Origin of the sequence: Caballeronia eucalypticola, assembly GCF_047608185.1 — a bacterium.
Taxonomy (GTDB): Bacteria; Pseudomonadota; Gammaproteobacteria; order Burkholderiales; family Burkholderiaceae; genus Caballeronia.
In genome coordinates, this window is sequence record NZ_JBLKRU010000002.1 from 228,711 (window position 1) to 251,435 (window position 22,725).

At 61.1% G+C, this 22,725-nt stretch carries 14 protein-coding genes; 6 read left to right on the forward strand and 8 right to left on the reverse strand.

Going from position 1 to position 22,725, the window contains the following annotated elements; genetic code table 11:
- Window positions 1–203: 203 nt before the first annotated feature.
- Complete coding sequence (locus tag ACMX25_RS03270; protein WP_414948112.1) at window positions 204–3,068, forward strand: DUF4118 domain-containing protein; 2,865 nt, start codon at window positions 204–206, stop codon at window positions 3,066–3,068.
- Window positions 3,065–3,763, forward strand: a complete 699-nt coding sequence (gene kdpE, locus ACMX25_RS03275; protein ID WP_414948113.1) for a two-component system response regulator KdpE — start codon at window positions 3,065–3,067, stop codon at window positions 3,761–3,763. Before ACMX25_RS03270 ends, kdpE begins: the two co-directional genes overlap by 4 nt.
- Here the strand turns inward: kdpE and ACMX25_RS03280 are convergent.
- The 6 genes from ACMX25_RS03280 to ACMX25_RS03305 form a co-directional block, all read right to left on the reverse strand.
- On the reverse strand, window positions 3,739–4,395 hold the full coding sequence (locus tag ACMX25_RS03280) for an SDR family oxidoreductase (protein ID WP_414948114.1): 657 nt from the start codon (window positions 4,393–4,395) through the stop codon (window positions 3,739–3,741). The two genes, kdpE and ACMX25_RS03280, sit on opposite strands and share 25 nt — an antisense overlap.
- 138 nt (window positions 4,396–4,533) lie before the next feature.
- Window positions 4,534–7,863: an efflux RND transporter permease subunit gene (locus ACMX25_RS03285; RefSeq protein WP_414948115.1), complete on the reverse strand. Its 3,330-nt coding sequence runs from the start codon at window positions 7,861–7,863 to the stop codon at window positions 4,534–4,536.
- Between the two features lie 4 nt (window positions 7,864–7,867).
- Window positions 7,868–10,996: an MdtB/MuxB family multidrug efflux RND transporter permease subunit gene (locus ACMX25_RS03290; protein ID WP_414948116.1), complete on the reverse strand. Its 3,129-nt coding sequence runs from the start codon at window positions 10,994–10,996 to the stop codon at window positions 7,868–7,870.
- A gap of 33 nt (window positions 10,997–11,029) precedes the next feature.
- A complete protein-coding gene (locus ACMX25_RS03295) occupies window positions 11,030–12,382 on the reverse strand; it encodes an MdtA/MuxA family multidrug efflux RND transporter periplasmic adaptor subunit (protein ID WP_414948117.1) in 1,353 nt (450 codons plus the stop codon).
- Window positions 12,383–12,921: 539 nt separating this feature from the next.
- Complete coding sequence (locus ACMX25_RS03300; protein ID WP_414948118.1) at window positions 12,922–13,752, reverse strand: IclR family transcriptional regulator; 831 nt, start codon at window positions 13,750–13,752, stop codon at window positions 12,922–12,924.
- 663 nt (window positions 13,753–14,415) lie between these two features.
- A complete protein-coding gene (locus ACMX25_RS03305; RefSeq protein ID WP_414948119.1) occupies window positions 14,416–14,724 on the reverse strand; it encodes a hypothetical protein in 309 nt (102 codons plus the stop codon).
- 300 nt (window positions 14,725–15,024) lie between these two features.
- On the opposite strand from ACMX25_RS03305, the gene ACMX25_RS03310 reads away from it, so the two are divergent.
- Both ACMX25_RS03310 and ACMX25_RS03315 read left to right on the forward strand, forming a co-directional pair.
- Window positions 15,025–15,516, forward strand: a complete 492-nt coding sequence (locus tag ACMX25_RS03310; RefSeq protein ID WP_414948120.1) for a hypothetical protein — start codon at window positions 15,025–15,027, stop codon at window positions 15,514–15,516.
- A 165-nt stretch (window positions 15,517–15,681) separates the two neighbouring features.
- Complete coding sequence (locus ACMX25_RS03315; RefSeq protein ID WP_414948121.1) at window positions 15,682–18,270, forward strand: mechanosensitive ion channel family protein; 2,589 nt, start codon at window positions 15,682–15,684, stop codon at window positions 18,268–18,270.
- A gap of 50 nt (window positions 18,271–18,320) precedes the next feature.
- On the opposite strand, the gene ACMX25_RS03320 is transcribed toward ACMX25_RS03315, so the two are convergent.
- The gene (locus tag ACMX25_RS03320; protein ID WP_414948122.1) at window positions 18,321–18,863 is read right to left on the reverse strand and encodes a cysteine dioxygenase family protein; all 543 of its coding nucleotides are present in this window, start codon (window positions 18,861–18,863) and stop codon (window positions 18,321–18,323) included.
- A 150-nt stretch (window positions 18,864–19,013) separates the two neighbouring features.
- Here ACMX25_RS03320 and ACMX25_RS03325 point away from each other — a divergent pair, with 150 nt between their 5' ends.
- Both ACMX25_RS03325 and ACMX25_RS03330 read left to right on the forward strand, forming a co-directional pair.
- Complete coding sequence (locus tag ACMX25_RS03325; protein ID WP_462686291.1) at window positions 19,014–19,490, forward strand: Lrp/AsnC family transcriptional regulator; 477 nt, start codon at window positions 19,014–19,016, stop codon at window positions 19,488–19,490.
- A gap of 120 nt (window positions 19,491–19,610) precedes the next feature.
- Entirely contained in the window at window positions 19,611–19,817 is a 207-nt protein-coding gene (locus ACMX25_RS03330; protein WP_414948124.1) for a hypothetical protein, read from the forward strand.
- Window positions 19,818–19,874: 57 nt separating this feature from the next.
- Here the strand turns inward: ACMX25_RS03330 and ACMX25_RS03335 are convergent, their stop codons facing one another.
- Entirely contained in the window at window positions 19,875–22,613 is a 2,739-nt protein-coding gene (locus ACMX25_RS03335; protein WP_414948125.1) for an FUSC family protein, read from the reverse strand.
- Window positions 22,614–22,725 lie beyond the last annotated feature (112 nt).

Sequence of the window (22,725 nt, forward strand, 5' to 3'; positions counted from 1 at the left end):
AACTTCATTTACACATTCTTTACGTCCGTATCCTGATCTTTGATCCGCCTTTTATGTCGGCGCGCTTAATGTTCGGGCCATCGTTCAATACTTAGGGAATATGCCTAGCTCGTCCTACCGGGAAAGCCGCGTGTCAGTATGTCGATGTTGAAACACAGAAACCGAACCTCGCCTCGGACGCGATTGCTCCGCAAAGCTAAAAAATGAACCGCCCCAACCCAGACGAGCTGCTCGGCAAATTGCAGAGAGAGGAAGAGAAGCGTCATCGCGGACGGCTGAAGATATTCTTTGGTGCGTCCGCGGGAGTGGGCAAGACCTACGCCATGCTGCTGGCGGCGCGCAGCAGGAAGCAACAGGGCGACGATGTAGTCATCGGCATAGTGGAAACGCATGGCAGAAGTGAAACAGCCGCGTTGCTGGAAGGCATTGAACAACTGCCGCTGGCGAACATGCTGTATCGCGGCCATGCGCTCCAGGAGTTCGATCTCGATTCCGCGCTTCAGCGTCACCCGCAGCTTCTCCTCGTCGATGAACTCGCTCATTCCAACGTCCCCGGCGCGCGTCATCTGAAACGCTGGCAGGACGTGCATGAACTGCTGGAGGCGGGCATTGACGTCTACACCACGGTGAATGTCCAGCATCTGGAGAGCCTGAACGATATCGTGGGCCAGATCACGCAGATCCGCGTGTTCGAGACGGTTCCGGATCGCGTGCTGGATCAGGCCGATGAAGTCACGCTCGTCGATCTTCCACCCGAGGAGCTGCTTGAACGGCTGCGGCACGGCAAGGTCTACATGCCGCAGCAGGCGGAACACGCGGTCCGCAATTTCTTTCGCAAGGGCAACCTGATCGCGCTGCGCGAACTGGCGTTGCGGCGCACGGCGGATCGCGTCGATGCCCAGATGCGCGAATATCGCGCGGATCGTTCTATCGAGAGAATCTGGCAGGCGCGCGACCGGCTAGTGGTGTGTATCGGGCCGGGACCGGAAGCCCCCACGCTCGCGCGCGCGGCGGCAAGGCTCGCGGCAAGCCTGCGCTCGGACTGGATCGCGGTGTACGTCGAAACCCCGCGACTGCAAAAACTCCCCGATGCCCGCCGTGAGCGCACGCTCGCCGCGCTCAAGCTCGCCGCCGAACTGGGCGCCGAGACGGTAACGCTGGCCGGTGACGATGCCGTCGCGACGTTGATCGGCTATGCGCAAGCGCGCAATGCATCGAAGCTGGTGGCGGGTGCATCGAAACATCGCGGTCTCGCACGATGGATAAAACGGTCGTTTGGCGAGCGGCTGGCGGAACACGCGGGCGATCTCGATCTCACGCTGATTCGAGCGCGGGAAAGCGACCTGAGTGAAGCAAGCCGCGGGGGTGTTCAAAGCGGATCGTCGCCGGAAGAGGCGGGGATCGCGCCCGACTGGCACGACGCGTTGAGCGCCGCGCGCGAGCAACGCTCGGCGCCGCGCGGCTACGCGTACGCCATTGCGATCTGCGCGGTCATCACGTTGCTCGCGAGCCAGATCCGCAATCATTTCGACCTCACGAACCTCGTGATGTTTTATCTGATCGGCGTGATTTACGCAGCGGCACGGATTGGCCGTGGCCCGGGCGTACTGCTGTCGTTCCTGAGCGTCGCGGCCTTCGACTTCTTCTTCGTGCCGCCGCGCATGTCGCTGACTGTCTCCGATACCCAATACCTGCTGACCTTCGCCGGCATGCTGCTGACGTCGCTGGTGATCAGCCACCTCACATCGAGCTTGCGGCGCGAGGCGCGCGTGGCGTCCAAGCGCGAGCGGCGGACGGGCGCGATGTATGCAATGGCCGGCGAACTCGGCGCGGCGCTTGGCGTCGAGCAGATCGTGGGTATCGGCATGCGGCACGTGAGCGAAGTGTTCCGGGCGAAAGTCGCGATGCTCCTGCCCGATTCCAGCGACAAAGTCCGCCAGAAACTCGATCCATCGGATACGTCCGCTGCTGCATTGCTGCTCGATGCAAGCGCGCTGGATATCGATGTCGGCCAATGGGTCTACGACCATCAGCAGCCAGCCGGTCATGGCACGGACACGCTACCCGCCACGGCCGCGCTTTATCTGCCGCTCAAGGCGCCGATGCGCACGCGCGGCGTGCTCGCGGTCGTTACGCGCAACGCCGGAGAGCTCGAGGTCCCCGAGCAAAAGCGCATGCTCGATGCCTTCGCCGCGCAGATCGCGCTGGCGCTTGAACGGGTGCACTACGTGGAAATTGCGCGCGACGCGCTCGTGAGCATGGAGTCCGAACGCTTGCGCAATTCGCTGCTGTCCGCCATCTCGCACGATTTGCGCACGCCGCTGACGACCATCGTTGGTTTTGCATCCATGCTGGCGGAAGCGCGCGGTGACGCCCGCTCACCGGCCAATGCCGAATTGATCGCGGCGATCCATGATGAATCGCTGCGCATGACCAGCATTGTCACGAACCTGCTGGACATGGCGCGCTTGCAGGCGGGTGGTCTGCGGCTGAACCGGCAGTGGTCGCTGCTTGAAGAGACGGTCGGCGCGGCGTTGCGGGCGTGCCGGCGCGTTCTGAGCGGCCGTCCGGTCGAGGTGCGTCTGCCCGCCGACCTGCCGTTCCTGCAACTCGATGCCGTGCTGATGGAACGCCTCTTCTCCAACCTGCTGGAGAACGCCGCGAAATATACGCCGCCGGGCTCGAAGCTCGTGATTGGCGCGGAGAGTGTGAATGTGAATGGCAAGCCGTTCGTGCGTGTTTATATCGATGACAATGGTCCGGGTCTGCCCGCGAACATGGGCGACCGTGTGTTCGAGAAATTCACGCGCGGCGAGAAGGAATCGGCGAAGCCGGGCATCGGGTTGGGGCTCTCGATTTGCCGCGCGATCGTGCAGGCGCACGGCGGTACAATCGGCGCGAATAACCGGCTGGACGATATCCTCCCGCACCCGCAGGTCCAGGGCGCCCGCTTCTGGTTCACCTTGCCCGTGGATGCAGCGCCCCCAGTACCCAGTTTCTCCGATGAAGCCGAACAGGACTTCGTCGATCTTTCTCCGCCGGACCCAAGCCTTCATAAAACCTCATGAGCGAACCTAACCTCACTGTCGTGTTGATCGAGGACGAGAAGCAGATTCGCCGTTTTGTGCGCGCGTCGCTCGAGGCCGAGGGCATTACCGTGCACGAGGCGGAAACGGGTAAACAGGGGCTGGTCGAGGCGGCCACGCGCAAGCCGGATCTGGTCATCGTCGATCTCGGCCTGCCCGATACCGACGGTCTCGATGTGATCCGCGAACTGCGAAGCTGGACCGAGTTGCCGGTGATCGTGTTGTCGGCGCGTACGCAGGAAGAGGAGAAGGTCGCCGCGCTCGATGCAGGCGCCGATGATTACCTGACCAAGCCGTTCGGCGTATCGGAACTGATGGCGCGGATTCGCGCGCACTTGCGGCGTCGCAATCAGGCGGCATCGAGTGAATCGCCTTTGGTGAAATTCGGCGACGTTTCCATCGATCTCGGCCTGCGCCAGGTCACGCGTGCTGGCGTGCTCGTGCACCTGACGCCGATCGAATACCGGCTGCTTTCCACCTTGGTTCGACACGCCGGCCGCGTGTTGACGCATCGCCAGTTACTGCGGGAAGTGTGGGGGCCGTCGCATGTGGAAAGCCACCACTACCTGCGCATTTACATGGCGCATCTGCGGCAGAAACTTGAACGGGACGCCGCGCAGCCGGAACATATCGTCACTGAAACCGGCGTGGGTTATCGGTTGATCGGGGCTGTCTGAACGGTATCGAGCACATCGTCTATTGGCACATCGCCGCCGATAAAACCAATCACCTCGTCACGCACATCGCGTTTGATGCATCCCACCGCGACGCGTGCAACATCCTCGCGTGAAACGGGCGCCGCATCCGCGCTGCGTTGCGTGGAGAGCACGATCGTGCCACGGCCGATTTCATCGGAGAGCGGTCCCGGCCGCAAGATCACGTACGGGACGCCGCTTGCCTGGACGTAGTCGTCGGCTTCGCGCTTCATTTTCGAGTAGTGCTTGAGGGCAAGCGGGCTCGATTTAGGCCAGTAGGCGGAGATTGCGCTGATGACCACGAGTTGTTTTGTGCGGCGGCGTTTCGCGTAGTCGGCGGTACGTTGGACCGCGTCGCGGTCAATCGCCCGTTCCTCATTCACACCTTCGCTTTCCGCCGATCCTGCGGCGTAGATGACATGCGTGACGTCGTCGAAGGTGTGGGAGAAATCGTGTGTCAGATCGCCAAGCACGATCTCGGCGCCGAGCGCGGCGAACTCACCGCGTTGCGCGGATTTGCGCAGCAAGACTTTGAAGGGAAGGGATGCAGCGCGTAGTTGCCGGGCAATGTGGCGACCGGTCCGGCCGCTCGCGCCGATAAGCAGGACTTTCATTGCTGATTCGCTCCTTCTGTGTGGGCAGGAGCTAAAACGGTAAGCGATTTTCGGGATTAATGCACGGAGAAGGGCGTTGACGCCTGAGTTTTACGGCTTACAGCCATCCGCGCCAATCCCGATCGCAATCCCAATTCCTCACTCAACGACTCGAGCCGGCCCTCTCCGGTCCCTTCGCGCCCGCCGTTCCTCAGACCAAATCCGGATCCGGTCCATATAAAGATAAACCACCGGCGTTGTATAGAGCGTCAGCAGCTGGCTCACGATCAAGCCGCCCACAATCGCGATCCCCAGCGGCGCGCGCATTTCCGATCCTTCGCCCGTCCCGAATGCCAACGGTAACGCACCTAACAAAGCCGCAGCGGTGGTCATCATGATCGGGCGGAAACGCAGCAAACACGCCTGCTCAATCGCCTCGCGCGATGTTGCAGCGCCATGCCGCTGCGCCTGAATAGCAAAGTCGACCATCATGATGGCGTTCTTCTTCACAATGCCGATCAGCAAGATCACCCCGATCAACGCAATGATGCTGAACTCCGTCTGGAACAGCAGCAGCGCGAGTAACGCACCAATGCCCGCCGAGGGCAAGGTCGAGAGAATCGTGATGGGATGGATGTAACTCTCGTACAAAATCCCAAGCACGATATACACCGCAGCCAGCGCGGCGAGGATCAGGATCGGCTGGTCTTTGGTCGAATCCTGGAACTGCTGCGCGGTGCCCGCGAAACTGCCGTGAATCGTGCTGGGCATGCCAATGGTCGCCATGGTTTCGTAGATGGCGGCGGTGGCATCGGAGAGCGACTTGCCGGGCGGCAGGTTGAACGAGATCGTCGACGCCACGAACTGGCTCTGGTGATTCACCGATAACGGCGTGTTGCCCGGTCCGAACTTGGCAATGGTCGAGAGCGGGATCATGGTTTCCTTCGACGTCGACACCGCCGCGCCCGCCGACGAACTGGACTTTCCGCTCGCGGCAATCGCGTTGGTCGCGGCGTTGCGGATGGACGCCAGCGCGAGCGAACTGGTGGTGTCGGTTGAGGACGTGCCGCTGCTCGAACTCGTGGACGTCGATGCTGACGTTGAGGTGGAAGCCGAGGTCGACGTCGTCGTGGTCGCATTCGTCGATGCCGCGCCGCTCGCGGTTCCACCCGACGTACTCACGTAGATCTGCTTGAGCATCTCCGGGTCTTGCCAGTATTTCGGCGCGACTTCCATGATCACGTGGTACTGGCTCAACTCGTTGTAGATGGTGGATACCTGGCGCTGGCCGAACGCGTCGTAGAGCGTGTTGTCGATCTGCGCTGGCTGGATACCCAGGCGCGCCGACGTCGCCCGGTCGATGGTTACAAACGATTCGAGACCGCCTTGCTGCTGGTCGGAATTGACATCGGTGAGTTCGGGGCGGGTGAGCAGGGCGTCGGTGAGCTTTGGCCCCCACGTGTAGAGATCGGTGGTGGAGTCAGCCAGCAGCGTGAACTGATATTGCGCATTCGATTGCCGTCCGCCCGCGCGAATGTCCTGCACGGCTTGCAGGAACGTCCGCACGCCCGCGACATCGGACAGCGGCGCGCGCAACCGCTGGATCACCTGTTCAGCCGATACCTTGCGCTCCCTCTTGGGTTTCAGCGAAATGAACATGAAGCCCGAGTTGGTCTGCCGCCCGCCGGTGAATCCGGCGACGCTTTCCACAGCCGGATCAGCTTGCACGATCCGCATCATCTCGGAAAACTTGCCTTTCATCGCCTGGAACGAGGTGCTCTGGTCAGCCTGAATGCCGCCGACGAGCCGCCCCGTATCCTGCTGCGGGAAAAATCCCTTCGGCACGATGATGTACAGATACACATTCAAGCCGATGGTCGCGAGCAACACCAGCAATACAATTCTCGGATGCGCGAGCGCCACGCCGAGCGTGCGCGCGTACCCGTTCTGCATCCACACGAACTGCCGTTCGAGCCAGCGAGAAAACCGGCCGGGCGGCTTCTGTTCGTGCGGTTCATGCAGCAAACGGGCGCACATCATGGGCGTGACGGTCAGCGAGACGACCAGCGAAACGGCAATCGCCAGCGACAGCGTCAACGCGAATTCGCGGAACAAGCGGCCGACAATGCCGCCCATCAACAAGATAGGAATAAACACGGCGACCAGCGAGATACTCATCGACAGCACCGTGAAGCCCACTTCCTGCGCGCCAAGAATGGCGGCTTTCATGCGCGGGACGCCGTTCTCTATATGCCGCGAGATGTTTTCAAGCACGACGATGGCGTCGTCGACCACGAACCCCGTCGCGATGGTCAAGGCCATCAGCGAGAGGTTATCGAGCGAGAAGCCGAGCAGGTACATGGCGGCGAACGTGCCGATGATCGAGATCGGCACGGCCACGCTCGGAATCAGCGTTGCGCGCCAGTTTCGCAGGAACAGGAACACGACCATCACGACCAGCGCCACCGCCACAATCAGCGTGAATTCCGTATCGTGCAGCGACGCGCGGATCGTGGTCGAGCGATCGGAGGTTGGCGTGATCTCGACATCGGCGGGGAGCGCGGCCTGGAGTTGCGGCACCATCGCTTTCACGCGGTCGATGGTGTCAATAATGTTCGCGCCCGGTTGCCGGTAGAGAATCACGAGCACGGCGCGCTTGTTGTTGATGAGACCCAGGTTGCGCAGGTCCTCGACTGAATCGACTACTTCACCCACGTCGCGCAGATGCACCGCCGAGCCGTTCCGGTAAGCCACTACCAGGTCGCGATACTGATCGGCCTTGCTCGCCTGGTCGTTCGTATAAAGCTGGAAGTGGGTGCCATTGAATTCGATAGCACCCTTCGGGCTGTTCGCATTCGCCGATGCCAGCGCCGCGCGGACATCTTCCAGGCCAATGCCATAGTGGAACAGCGCGTTCGGTTCCAGTTCCACCCGCACGGCCGGATTCGCCGAGCCGCTCACGTCCACTTCGCCGACACCGGGCACGGTGGAAAGCGTTTGCTGCAGCACGGTCGCGGCGGAATCGTAGAGCGAACCGGCGGTACGCGTGGGGGAGGAGAGCGCGAGGATCAGGATCGGCGCGTCGGCGGGATTAACCTTGTGATACGTAGGATTGCTTTTGAGCGCCGTGGGAAGATCGGCGCGCGCTGCGTTGATGGCCGCCTGCACGTCGCGCGCGGCGCCATCGATGTCGCGGTTCAAACCAAACTGCAACGTGATGCGCGCCGACCCGACCGAGCTTTGCGACGTCATCTCGGTGACATCGGCGATTGAACCAAGATGGCGCTCAAGCGGACTCGCCACGCTGGTCGCGACGGTTTCCGGACTCGCGCCGGGCAAGCTCGCCTGGACCGAAATGGTCGGGAAGTCGACTTGCGGCAACGGCGCGACCGGCAGCTTCGTGAACGCGAACAGGCCGGCGAGCGCAATGCCGATTGCCAGCAGCGTAGTGGCGACCGGGCGCGCGATAAACGGTTGCGACAGGTTCATGCGCTTACTCCTGGTCGCTCACCGGGCTCGCCGGACGGGGCGGAGCGTTCCGGTAAAAACGCGCCCGCGCGCGACGGGCGAGCGAATCGAAACCGAGATAGATCACCGGCGTGGTGAACAGCGTCAGCGCTTGCGACACGATCAACCCGCCAACAATCGCGATCCCGAGCGGACGACGCAATTCAGAACCGGCGCCCCAGCCGAGCATCAGCGGCAAGGCGCCAAGAAGCGCGGCCATGGTGGTCATCAGGATCGGCCGGAAGCGCAGCAAACACGCCTGGTAGATCGCGTCGCGCGGACTTTTGCCTTGCTCGCGTTCGGCTTCGAGCGCGAAGTCGATCATCATGATGGCGTTCTTTTTCACAATGCCGATCAGCAACACGATGCCGATAATCCCGATGATGTCGAGATCGTGTCCGGTGATCATCAGCGAAAGCAGTGCACCGACGCCCGCCGAGGGCAGCGTGGACAGGATCGTGATCGGATGGATAAAGCTCTCATACAGCACGCCGAGCACGATATACATGGTGACGATCGCGGCCAGGATCAGGAACAATTCGTTCGAGAGCGACGCCTGGAACGCCAGCGCCGCGCCCTGGAAACGGATCTGGAACGAGGCGGGCAAGCCGATGTCCTTCTGCGCCTGATCGATCGCTTTCACGGCCGCGCCCAGCGACGCGCCCGGCGCGAGGTTGAACGAGACGGTGGTCGCGGGGAATTGCCCGAGGTGCGTGACCAGCAGCGGTGCCGCGCGTTCATGGAAGGTCGCGATGGCCGATAGCGGCACTTGCCCCGAGCTTGCCGTGGACGAAGGCAGGTAAATGCCGTTGAGCGTCTCGCTGTAGTGCGCCTCGGTTGGCTGGGATTCCAGGATCACGCGATACTGGTTCGACTGCGTGAAGATGGTCGAGATGATGCGTTGGCCGAATGCGTCGTAGAGGGCGTTATCGACGGTAGCGGGCGTAATGCCGAAGCGCGCAGCCGTCGACCGGTCGATTTCCACATACACGGATTGCCCATTCTGCTGCAGATCGGTCGCCACATCCGCCAGTTCGGGCGCTTGCTGAAGCCGCGCTGTCAGCTTCGGCACCCATTCCGCGAATTCCGCCGAATTCGGGTCGGTCAGCATGAACTGGTATTGGGTCGGGCTGACGGTGGAATCGATCGTCAGATCCTGCACCGGCTGCATGTAGAGCCGGATCCCGGGAATGTTCGCCACGTCTTTCTGCAGCGCGCGGATCACGTCGCTCGACGTATTGCTGCGGTCGTCGCGCGGTTTGAGGTTGATCAGCATCCGGCCGCTGTTCAACGTGATATTGGTCCCATCCACGCCAATGAACGAGGTGAGGCTTTCAACGTCCGGGTTCTTCAGGACTTGCGCTGCGAGCGCTTGCTGCTGTTCGGCCACTGCCTGATAAGACGCGGCTTGCGGCGCTTGCGTAATCGCCTGGATCACGCCGGTATCCTGGATCGGGAAGAAACCCTTCGGAATCCAGATATAGAGCAGGGCGGTCAGCACGAGCGTAAGAAGCGCCACCACCAGCGTCGAGCGCTGCCGGTCGAGCACCCAGGTCAGCGCGACGCCGTATCGCCCGATCACATAATCGATGAACTGATGCGCCCGGGCTTCGAAGCGATGACTCTCCTTCGGCGGCGTATGACGCAACAGCTTGGCGCACAACATGGGCACGAGCGTGAGCGAGACGATTGCCGAAATCACGATGGTCACCGCCAGCGTGATCGCGAATTCGTGGAACAGACGGCCGACCACGTCGCCCATGAACAGGAGCGGAATCAGCACTGCAATCAGCGAGACAGTCAGCGAAATAATGGTGAAGCCGATCTGCTTCGAGCCCTTCAACGCTGCTTCGAGCGGCGGCTCACCTTCTTCCACGTAACGCGCGATATTCTCGATCATCACGATCGCGTCATCGACGACAAAACCCGTCGCAATGGTCAATGCCATCAACGAGAGATTGTCGAGCGAGAAGCCGCACAAATACATGACGGCCAGCGTACCGATCAGCGAGACCGGCACGGACAAACTCGGAATCAGCGTGGCCCAGACGTTCGCGAGGAACAGGTAGATCACGAGCACGACCAGCACCACGGAGAGCGCGAGTTCGAACTGCACGTCACGCACCGAGGCGCGAATGGTCGTGGTCCGGTCGGTGACGATGCGCACGTCGAGCGCGGCCGGCAACGCCGCCTGCAACTGCGGCAGGATCTTCTTGATGCCGTCGACAACCGCAATCACGTTCGCGCCCGGCTGGCGCTGCACGTTCAGGATGATGGCCGGCGTGTTGTCCACCCACGCGCCAAGCTTGGTGTTTTCCGGACCGGAGACGACCGTCGCCACATCCGTCAGCATTACCGGCCGGCCGTTCTTATACGCGATAACCGCGCTCTGGTAAGCGCTGGCATCGGTCAACTGGTCATTCGCGTTGATCGTATAGGCCCGCGAGGGGCCGTCGAAATTGCCCTTCGGCGTATTGACGTTCAGGTTCGAAATAGTGGTGCGCAAGTCGTCGATGTTCAGTCCATACGACGCCAGCGCACGCGTGTTCGCCTGGATCCGGACAGCCGGCCGATTGCCGCCGCTGACCGACACCAGCCCAACGCCGCCGACTTGCGAGATCTTCTGCGCGAGACGGGTATCGGCGAGATCCTGGACCTGCGTGAGCGGCAAGGTCTTCGAACTGATCGCGAGCGTGATGATGGGCGCGTCGGCGGGGTTCACCTTCGCGTAGATCGGCGGAGCGGGCAGGTCGGACGGCAGCAGGTTGCCCGCTGCATTGATAGCCGCCTGGACTTCCTGCTCGGCGATATCGAGCGGCAGGTCGAGACTGAATTGCAGTGTGATGACGGACGCGCCCGCCGAGCTTTGCGACGACATCTGGTTCAGGCTCGCCATCTGCCCGAACTGCTTCTCGAGGGGGGCTGTGACCGACGTGGTCATCACATCCGGCGACGCGCCCGGATAGAACGTCTGCACCTGGATAGTCGGATAGTCGACGGCGGGCAACGCGGACAGCGGCAAGAAACGCAGCGCGACGAGGCCGACCAGCATGATTGCCGCCATCAGCAGCGCCGTGCCGACCGGACGCAGAATAAAAGGACGTGATGGATTCATGCGGGTGCAGTGCGGTTATGGATCATGAGCGCTTCACTGCGACTGTTTGCGATGATGGCCGCGATGCGCGCCCGATGCCGCCGATGCCGCAGCCGATCCTGACGCTCCGGAAGCGGCTTTAGGCTTGTCTGCCGGGATCGTGATTTTCGCGCCTTCCTTGAGGCGGTCGGAACCGTCGATCACCACGCGTTCGCCCACTTGCAGACCCGTCTTGATGCTGGTGCGTTCACCATCGACCGGACCGATCTTCACATTGCGCACGGTCACCGTATTGTCCTGCGTCACCACGTAGACAAACGCGCCCGACGACCCGTTGAGCACCGCGGGCGTGGGCACGATGACCGCGTCCTTGATGACATCGACGAGTAGTTTCGTGTTCACAAACTGGTTCGGAAACAGCATGCTTTCGTTGTTATCGAAGGTCGCGCGCAGCTTGACGGTGCCCGTGGTGGTGTCGATCTGGTTGTCGATCGTTTCGAGATAACCGCTTTCGAGCGACTTGGTGTTGGCCCGGTCATAAGCGGTCACCGACATCTTCGTCCCCGCATGCAACGGCTTCAGGATGGCAGTGAGATTGTCCTCGGACGTCGTGAAAATCACGCTGATGGGCTGCAGTTGGGTAATGACCACGACGCCGTTCGTGTCGCCGGTCGTCACGTAGTTGCCCGGATCGACCTGCCGCAAGCCGACACGCCCCGACACCGGCGCCGTGATACGCGCGTAGGTCAGGTCGAGTTTGTACGTATCCACATTTGCCTGGTCCGACTTGACCGTGCCCTCGTACTGCTGCACGAGCGACGCCTGCGTGTCTACTTGCTGGCTCGCGATCGAGTCCTGCGAGAGCAGCATCTGATAGCGCTTCAGGTCAATGCGGGCAGTCTGCAGCAGCGCCTGGTCTTTCGCGAGCGTGCCTTGTGCGTTACGCAACGAGATTTCGTAGGGGCGAGGGTCGATCTGAGCCAGTACATCGCCCTTCTTGACCATCTGGCCTTCCTGGAACGCGACGTTCTGCAGCGTACCGTTGAGCTGCGTCTTGACCGTCACCGACGCCAGCGGCGTCACCGTCCCGAGCGAGTTGATCACTACCGGCATTTCACCTTGTGTGACCGTTGCGACATGCACGGGTTGCGGCGGAGCCGCCGTACCAGGACCGCCGCCACCATGCCGGCCGCCGCCTTGGCGCGCGTGCTGCGAATTATCAGCGCCACCACGATTCCACGGATGCCATGTAAACAGGCCCGCCACGATCAGGATAACGACAACGATCCATACAAGCCGGCGCCGGCGGGGCTGGACGGCGGACGGAACGGGAGTCGAGGCTTGGGAGGTGGGCGAACGGCTTTCAGAGTAAGGCGGTGGTGCTGGGTGTTTTTTTTGTTCGTCCATCGTTTCAGTGGCTCGGTGAGTCGGTGGGCTTGCAAACTGTCTTAGGGTGCTGGCGGATTAACATGGCCGGCGTTCGTGCCGATGGTTCTGAAGCGTGCCGGGAACGCGGTCGATATATAGGTCACGCGCGTCATTCGCGTCACGCACTTTACGCGACGCAGTGGTCAGTCACGTGGCGAGCACGCCATTAGATTGAAAGAATCGAAAGGTGGCCCGGGCGCGCGAAGCATGATGCTACGTCCCGTGCTTCGTTGCAGTCCAGCTATCTTTCTTTCGATTGATTACGATCGTTACGATTGCTAGCGGGGACAGAAGGCAATTCGAAACCATCGCCCCGGAGGGACGGGAAGGTCGACCGACATCGTATCGTCTAGTGTATTTGCGGGGTCTGGCGGTGGGCTGAAAAGGCGCGCTCAATGATTTTTGCGCCGGAAGCGCAACGATACATAGCGAAACACCGGATGTGCCGATGCAAGCACATCCGGTGTTTTACCGTCGTCCAAGCGTTACACGCTTTCATTGACGCGTTAATGGACGCGTTATTCGCTCAAGCGCGCGGACGGTGTTCCGCCGATCTCGTGCGTGATTTTCGCGACGCATTCCAGCAACGCGGGTGCAACCTCGCTCAGCAGTACGTCTCGTGGCGCCTGATATTCAGCACCGCCGCAATTCACCGCGTAGCGCTGCCCCGACGGGCCGACAAAGCCCGCCGCTACGGCATTGAGTCCGTGATGCCACTCGCCGGTCGAGATCGCGAAGCCACGGCGCATTGCGTCTTCCAGGCCCGGCTTCAGGCTGCCGTCGATACTCGGCCAGTCATCGCCCGAAGCGATCCGCAGGCTGTCGAGCAGGCCGGCCCTGTCGGGCTCGCCGAGCGCCGCCAGATACGCGCGGCCGACCGCCGTGCGTCCCAGGTCCATCCGCGAGCCGACTTCGAGCCGCGATACGAGCACGGCCGAACGCGGCCGGATGGTATCGATGACGACCATGTCCAGCCTGTCGCGTACGGCCAGATGGACGCTCAGCGTGGTCCGGTCCGCCAGGTCGATAAGAAACGGCCGCGCTCGCGCCCGGATGTCGAAGTTGCGCAGGAAACCGTTGCTCAATTCCAGCACTGAAGCGGTCAGTACAAACCGCTCACTGTCGGGTAATTGAAACAGCAAATTGGCGCTGACCAAAGTCGCTGTCAACCGCGAAACGGTCGGTTTTGGAATGCCCGTCCATTCGGCTAACTCGCGATTGCTGACGGGCGCGTCAGCGGCAGCGATACGACGGAGTACATCAAGCCCTCGCGATAATGCGACGACTTCTTCTCCATCACGCCCTTTTTCCTTTTCCCGGCTCGTAGGCCGGCTCTCAGTTGTTTGCATTATTTTTCGGAACTTGGTTTCGTTGGAAAGGCCGGAGACGCCGTTTGTCAATACTGACTAGCAGGCGCACCGCAGCTCTCCGGAATCGTACTATCCAGCAATGAAAACGTGCATCTGCCGGCCCCCTTTTTGTCATCGAACCCACGTACCATATTGTCTGATAGTCGCTCAATCCTCGAAATTTCGCTTGACTCGGTTTCGCATAACGTAAAAAATGGAACCCGATTTCGAAAGCACTCCGGAAGCGCTAGGTATGTGCGTCGAATTGCGATCGATAACCAGCTCTCAGGTTCTAGCACGGCCCTCGGAATGGCTAGAACTTTTAAGGCGCTACGGCAACGTAGCGCCTTTTTTTTGCCTGCACGAAGTGCGGGATACGCGCGCGCAAAGGCGGTGTTGCCTGGTGCAGGTGGTGATGAACGTAGGACAGTAGTGCGGGCGACTCAGGACCTTACGCTACCTTATCTCAGGTTTCTCAATTGATTCCCCGCGCATGTTTAGTATTTTCGGGTGAACTAAAAGAATTTAATGCGCTCGCCAATACGTCGACACGTTAATACGGCGATGCCCTTCCGAAACGAAAGGGCATCGTGAGAAGCGTTGGTATGCGCAGGACCGTGCAGGGCTGTTATGCCGCTGAAAGGCTCCTGCCGATCAAACCGCTTAGCGGTGCGCAGCAAACATCCTGCCGGGCTTCAGCAAGCGCCGACCGCGCAGCGCCCAATAAATGCCTGCCATAGCCAACACTGCCGCGCTGCCGAACACGAGCACAGGTGAAACCTGCTGCGGCGCGGGATTGCTGGTCGCGACAATCATGGCAGCGAGCAGCGCCACGCCTGCCTGCACAAAGGCACGCATGGCCTGGTTGCGATGGTCGGAAAATCGCGTTGAACGCGACATGGGCGTGCGCGTGAAGGGCTCGAAAAGGATCAGGCCGGCAACGAGGGCAATTAGCAGGTTCATCTGGATCATGACAACACTTCAATATCGAATTCAGGGATGGCCGCACTATAAGAAACGGCGTCGACGAAATGAATCAGAAGCGTCTTAAAGCGGATCGAATTTCAACTGTTCGCGGAAGCTGCAGAGGGTGTTATTGCGATTTATGCGGGATACGCCTGAAACCAGGCCGAACGGCCAGCATCGCGCGGTTGGAGGTAGTGGGCTGGCGTGCACGGTTATCATGGGGTTCGAGATAGCTTTTGAAGTGCCGTTGAAGCGGTGAATGTAACAACCGGGTGGCTGCACCTTGCTCGCCCAAGAGGACAATCAATGACGATGCAAAAGAAATGGATGAATCGGCTGGCCGGCGCCGCGGTTGCACTTGGGCTTCTTGCCGCGTGTGAGAAGCATGACGCCGCTGCAGGGCAGGCCGCCGGTGCGTTTAACAACGTAGCCAGCCAGGCGGGCCAGAAATTCGATCAGGCGGCGAACTATGTCAACCAGCAGGTTGACTCGGTCAAGCAGTCCGCGCAGCAGAACCTACAGGGAGCCGGCACGTTGCCCGATATGTCGGCGAGCGGTGTGGCGGCCGCTGCCCGAGCCAATCTGGAGGGCGCGGCAAGCGCAACGAATGCGGCTATCGTCAATGCTGCAAGCGACACCGGCGCGGGTCTGCAGTCCGCCGGCCACAAATTGCAGGACTGGTCGGCAAGCTCTGCCGGTCAAAGCGGCGCATCGGGAACCAGCTTGGGTAGTTCATCGAGCGGTTCGTCCGCCACGACAGCCGACCCTGGAAACGCGCGCACCGATATGGACAAATAGGTGGCGGCTCGCCGGAGTTCCGCGACCTGCCGCGCTTCTCAGCGCGGAAAATACGGCGTTCGCGGGCTAACATCTCGTTACCGGCGTGACCGTTTTGTCTAAAGATTATTCCGGCGCAGCGGCTAAACTGGCGGTCTTTTACCTTTTTGTCTTTTGCGCACCGCCATGAAACCAAGCCGCATCCGGGCGCTCGCTGGCGCGCTGGTATTCGCCGCGTTGGTCAGCTCGGCGCTCACGATCTTTGCCCTGAACGCCAACGCAGCGCCTCCGGCGCTCACGTTGCCGTCATTTCAGGAACTCATCAACAAACCGGCAGCATCCGACCCCGCCTCGGCATCGGCCGCGGTTTCCGGCTCGGCGGATGCCACGGCCACCTCGGCCAGCGAAGCAGATCTGACGCGCTCGCTCGACACGGTCATCTCCACGCTGGACAATGACCGTGAACGCACGGCGCTAGTCGCGCAGTTGAAAAAGCTTCGCGATGCCAAGCATGACGCCGAGGCCGCCACGCAACCGGCCGGCTCATCGGCTGCATCCGACGGTTCCGGCGCGGCAGTGTTACCGGAGGTGGCTGCGGCCTCGTCGGCGAGCTCGACGACGACTACGACATCAACGGCGACGTCGGCCGCGTCCTCGGTCGTTGCCGCCATCACGCCCAAAACGGGGTTGCTCGGGGCGATCGCATCGGGCCTGTCGAGCGTGGAAGCGGACTTCAGCCGTGGCCGTACGCCGTTCAACTATTGGGGCGGCCGCTTCAACGCTGCGGGCAACGAGCTGTTCACCATTGTCTCGGGCCAAAGCCGCGAGAGTTTTGGCCACACGGTGTTCAACTATTGCCTGATGCTGGCCGGCTGGGGCGTTTGCGCTTTTCTGCTGGTTTATCTCCAGCGGTATCTGCATAAGCGTTACAACGTTCATTTCGGCCTGCGTGCCAACCCGACCACCAGCGAGCTTCTGATCTTCGCGCTGCGGCGGGTCGGGCCGTACCTGTTCGCGTTTGTCGCGGCGCTGACCTTTGTGCGAATGATGCCGGTCTCGCTCGGCCGCACGCTCGCGATGGTGACCGCGTACGCGATTGTCGCGGGCGCCGTATTTTCATCGATATGCCTGATCATGTTCTCGCTGTTCGGCTCCGCGCATCGACGGGTGGCGGTGCATCTGCTGATCCTGCATGCGCGTCGCCTGATCTTTCTTATCGGCGCGCTCGGCGCACTCGGCGACGCCGCATCGAACTACGATGTGGCGCAACAGCTCGGCACGAATCTGGCGGGGCTTCTCTCAACGGTCGCGAACATGGGCGCGGCGATCCTGACCGGCTATTTCACGCTCGCGTTCAGGCGGCCGGTGTCCCATCTGATCCGCAGCCGTTCGTATGAGCAGCGCAGCCAGCACAAGGCGGCGACCGAAACGTTCGAGGTGGTCGGCTCGCTCTGGCAAGTGCCAATGCTGCTGCTGGCATCGGCTTCGGTGATCGCGACGCTTGCGGGTATCGGCACGTCCGAGAACGTCCTGCAAATGGCGATTGCAACGGCCGGCCTGCTGGTGGTCGGGCTGTTTCTGAGCGCCGTCGTTCTGCGGGTTACGCGACTGCCGCAACGCAAGACACGCCGGCAATCGGCGTATGTGCGGCGGCTTTTCAAGTTCTTCGGCCGCATGGTCGTGCTGGCGATCTGGCTGGCTTTCCTCGAACTTGCATCGCGTTTCTGGGGGTTTTCGCTCACCAAACTGGCTGAGGAAAGCGTAGCGGCACGCGGCATCACGCATGCGGTGAGCGCAATCCTGCTGACTATTCTTATCGCCTGGCTGGTGTGGATTCTTATTGATACCGGGATTCAAGAGGCGCTCAATCCCAACACGCCGCGCGGCAAAGGCCGCGGTCCGAGCATGCGCGCGCGCACCATGCTGCCGCTGATCCGCAACGTGGTGTTCGTGGGACTGCTGACCGTTGCCGCCATCATTACCGCGGCAAATCTTGGGCTGAACGTGACGCCGTTGCTTGCCGGCGCCGGTGTGATCGGCCTGGCGGTGGGCTTTGGCGCGCAGTCGCTGGTGGCCGATCTCATCACGGGACTTTTCATCATCGTCGAGGACACCATTTCGGTCGGTGATTCGATTGAGGTCGATGGCGGTCACGCGGGCGTGGTCGAAACGCTGACCATCCGTACCGTGAGACTGCGTGACGGACAGGGCGCAATTCACGCCATTCCGTTTTCGCAAATCAAGGTGGTGAAGAACCTGTCGCGCGATTTTGCTTATGCGGTGTTCGAAGTGCGGGTGCCGTTCTCCGCCGATGTCGACCAGATCACGCAAATGATTCGTGAAGTCGGTGCGGAACTGATGGCCGATTTTCGATACCGGCGCGAGATGCTTGGGCCTATCGAAGTGTGGGGGCTGGATCGTTTCGATCCCAACTGGATGGTTGTGAAAGGACAGATCAAGACGCAGCCGCTGAAGCAATGGAGTGTCGCGCGGGCGTTCAACGTCAGGGTCAAGCGCAAGATGGACGAGATCGGCATGGACGTGCCGGTGCCGCAGATGCAACTTCGGATGTCGCGGGAATCCGTGGGCATGGAGTCGGATTTGAACGATCTGGAGGAGTTGACGGAACCGGCTCCGTTGTCGCCGGTGGAACGCAGCGCGGCAGCCATGGCGCGCGATGTTTCACACAAGTCACAGCCCGCACCGCCGCCGACGGATCAATCCGCGCAAGTGCCGCCGCAGATTCCTACGGCGTCCGAGCCAGGGAAAGCATAGGCAAGGGTAGGACCGTTGCATGAGCCTGCCGACCTTGCCGACGACGCGCGTTAAGCGGCAGCCGCGACGAGATCGTTGACGTGCGTCGAAATATGCGCGCCGGGCACGCCATAAACGTGAAGCGAGAGCGCGGTGCGGCCCGTGGCCGATACATTGCCCAACTGGTGAATTGCGCCGCGCCCCGCGCCGACAAACGACACCGCGCCGCGCGCCCGGTCGTGGCGGCGCGTCTGAACTGCTCGATGCGTGTCGGCATCCCACGCGAAGAGCGTTTCGGACAACGTTCCTTCGATGACCGTATAAGCGCACCAGGTGTGATGACCGTGCACCGGGCTTGCCTGGCCGGGTTGCCAGACGAGCGTGGCGACGGCGTATCGGCCGAGCGGATCGGCAACCAGCAAATGCCGTCGATAACAATCCAGGCCGCCTTCGCGCTGGGCATCGGTCAAAAAGCCGGCTTGCGCGGAGACTTCTTTGAGAGCCGACCGCACGCCAAGCGCGAATTCCGCCGAAGATGGATCGAGACAACAGGCTTGATCGAGGGCATGGGATAGTCGCGAGAGCGGCGACTTTGTATCAAGGGCAGAGGTCATGGCAAGGCTCGTCAGACAGGTGAAATCAGGCGGAAAGGAGTGGAAAGCTGAGCTTCTTTTATACCGGTTTGCAGGCGGAAAAAGTTTCCATATAATTTCGTCAAGACGCGTAAAAGTAGAATAATTTCCTACAAGGGGCGGGCTGTGGGCATGGACCTTATCGATCGCAAGTTGCTGGAGCTGCTGCAGGAAGACGTGACAATGCCGATTGCCGAGCTGGCGACGCGCGTCAATCTCTCGCAGACGCCATGCTGGAAGCGCGTGCAACGGCTGAAGGAAACCGGCGTGATCCGCGCTCAGGTCGCGCTGTGCGATCCGCGCAAGCTGGGGGTCGGGACAACGGTATTTGTCGCGGTGAAGACCAATCAGCACACGCAGACCTGGGCGGAGGATTTCACGCGCGCGGTGCGCGACATTCCCGAAGTCGTCGAGGTGTATCGAATGAGCGGGGAAACGGACTATCTGATGCGCGTGGTGGTGTCGGATATCGACGATTACGATCGAGTCTACAAATCGCTGATTCGCGCTGTCCCGCTTTACGACGTGAGTTCGAGTTTCGCGATGGAACAGATCAAATATTCCACCGCGCTGCCGGTACGCGCGCCGCTCGGAGTCACCGGGAATTGATATTTGCGATCGAGGTGGAACGCGTTCTGCGGGTTGGAAGGAAAGGTCGCCGCAACCCTTCTGAAATCCATGTCGGGTAAGATCGTGCGCTTCGTCCAATCCCACTAGAGCTTCAATTTCATGACCGATGACCGCCGCAAAAAGGCCCCGACGCGGAAGAACCCCACCTTCGCGATCAGTATTCTTATCGTGGTCGTGGTGCTGCTGGTAATCGGCACGTTGTTCTTCAACGCGATCCGCGACAGGCGCGAGTACGAACGAGAAAATCCGCCGGAAGCAGCGAGCGCTACCTTACCCGCTGCCCCTGCTGCGGGTGCTTCACAGTAACGTTTTCCGGCATGCCGCTTGCGCACTGCATTGTGCGAAGCGGCGGCTGCCACGCCGTCACTCCGGCAGATTGATCAGGCTCGCGTCCTTGCGAATCAAGAGCGACGCCGTCAGCATTTGCTTGCACTGATGCGCAAGCAGCTTCAGATCCTGAACGGCATCGACCGGAATATCTTCGGCGCGCTCAGCGCCAACCACCATTGAATCCAGTTCGCGCGTGAGCAGCTTCGACTGCTCGGCTTGATCTTCCGGTGCGGGCACACCGTCCTGCGCCTGCGTTAGATTGTCGCGGATAACAGTCAGCGCGCGCTGCACGGGCTGCGCCGCGTGTCCCGCGCCAGATTTTCCAACCGATTGCAGCAACGGCCCCGCCGCGGTGATCTGCGACGCTAGCACGTGGCTGCGGATCAGCAGGTCATTGAGTTCAGGCACGAACTTTTGCTGCGCTTTCGGTTCGAGCATCATGCGTTGGAACGCTTGGCCGAGATTCGCAAACGCTATATGCACATTCTTGCGCGCGAGGCGATAGCGGAAGTCGCTGTCAAGCGCTTCTGCTGCAATGGCAGCTGCGGCGGAAGCGCCTGAAATAGCGGTTGCAGTTGCGCTTTCGCCGGCTGCGGTTTTTTTCTTCGATGCCACGGCGGGACGGGTGCTGCTGGTCTCGGCGATGGTTGGCTGGCCTGAAGTGTTCACCGTGGCGCCCGCGGGCGTCCTGTCTGGCCCGTCCACGGGCTTCGCCGACGCCGGCGGCTGCGCTTCGCCGGAAGTATCCATGGCTGAAGCGGCGGCAGCTTGTGTATTGAGGTTGGCGGCTATTTCGTTGTTCGCGACCCCTGCTGCGTTGCTTCCGTTCGACACCACGGTCTCCGCCGACGCAATTACGTGCTCGTTGACAATGGCTGAAAGCCCGTCCCCATTTCCACGCGCCGAGCCAGGAGCCGTATTCCCCGCTGTCGCGAGTTCTGTTGCGCCGGCTTCCACCCGCGCAAGCGCAGCCGTTGCTGCTTGCGCTGTTCCGGCGTTGGCGTCGGCGAAAAGATTGGCGTCCGCCGGGCTCTTCGCTTCAGCCTGAGCGGACGGCTTGCCAGTCCACCACCAGCTAGCCTCGAGATAGCTTCGCATCGCGCCGATCATGTCGCGTACTTGCTTGCCCATCAGCCGGTATTCCCAGTACGGGAACAGGTGGCTGGCGGCAATGGCGATGGCGCATCCGACGGCTGTGTCGATGGCACGTTCGCCGATCAGCCGCATGCCGCCCGGCGCAAGCAGGTGCAGCATCAGCAAGACATAAGCCGATGTGAACACCACGCTTGCCGTGTAGTTAAATAGCAGCAAGCTGTAACTCATGACCATGCAGGCGAACATGGCAACCAGCAAGACGTGCGGGTCCTTTACCACCAGGATTAGCCCGACGCACGCCGTGCAACCGATAGCGGTGCCGATAATCCGCTGCACGTTGCGTTGTTTGGTGAGCGAATAGCCGGGCTTGAGAATGATGACGGTTGTCATCACGATCCAGTAAGCATTGGTGAGCGGCAGCAGACGTCCGAGCCAGAACCCGACGCCCACTGCAATGGTCACGCGCAGCGCATGCCGGAAGCTCGGCGAGGCCATGGTCAGGTTCGAGAAAATCTGCATGAACGGCACGCGCCGGCTTGACACAAAACGCGACAAAGTTGGATCAACGCGAATCACCGTTTCCGTGATGCTCGGATCATGCCGCGTCTGGCGACGCATTTTGTCGATCAGCCGTGTCGCGCTCCACAGCCTCCTGAACGCGGCGGACACGGCCGAATACGCTTCCGGATTTTTCTGCGGCACGTCGTGGCGGCGCATCTGGTCGAGTTCGTATTCGATCGCGCGCAACTCGGCTTTCACGTTGATTCGCGCTCGCGCCGGCCGGTTTTGCAGCACGGCCAGGCCGATGTCCTCGAGATCGAGCGCGGTTTTTCTCATCAGGTCGCGATAGAAAATGAGGATGTCCTGCCCGCCGAAAGTGTTGCGCACGAGCGGGTAATCGGTGTGCGCTCCCACGAACATCTCGTGCAGGTCGACTACGTTGATGAAGAGGTTGAAGAGCATGACTCGGCGGGCATCGAGCTTGCCGCTTCGCAGTTTCGGCAGGTTGCGCAGCACGATGTCGCGCGCCGCATCCTGACGCTCGACCGCCGCGATCTGGTTTTCGATCAGCTTTCGGTAACACTCGTCGAGATTGGCGTCCAGATCGTAAAAAGCTGAACGCGCGATCAGGTATTCGGCGCATCTGAACACGCTCTCAGCCAGCGCCTGGCGCTCGATGCGATAGACGAGCAACCGGCTGACAAAGGTCGCCCAGTAGGTGTACCAAAGGCCGCCAAGCAAGATCCATGAAGCGTTGACGAGCGCCTGCATGGGCGTGAAGTGCTCCTCCAGCGTCACGATCATCATGAAGAGCGTGGCGAAGCTGATCTGCGGCCAGCGGTTGCCGTACACCACCACAAGCGACAGCACGAAGGTGAGCGGCACGACGGTCAGCCATAGCGTCACTGCGTTCGCGCTCGCGATGCCGGTAGCCAGCGCCGACAGGAAGCCGATGACCGTACACGCCAGCATCTCGTTGTGCTTGTACTTCAACGGCCCCGGCATGTCGACAACGCTCGCGCCCAGCGCACCGGTCGCAATGGTGAAGCCGAGTTCACGATTGTGAAACACGGTCAACATCAGGATGGCGGGCAGCGACACGCCGAGCGCGATCCGCAAGCCACCGAAGAAGTACTGGCTATAAATGAATTTTCTGATTTCTAGCGAGTAACGCATCGACTTCCTAATTTGCTGCCCGGGTCTTCGAATGTCTCAGGTCCCGGCATGGCCCTGGAGTGCCTTATCGACATCCGGACTTGACTTAATGTGGCTTCGAGTCTAACCCAAC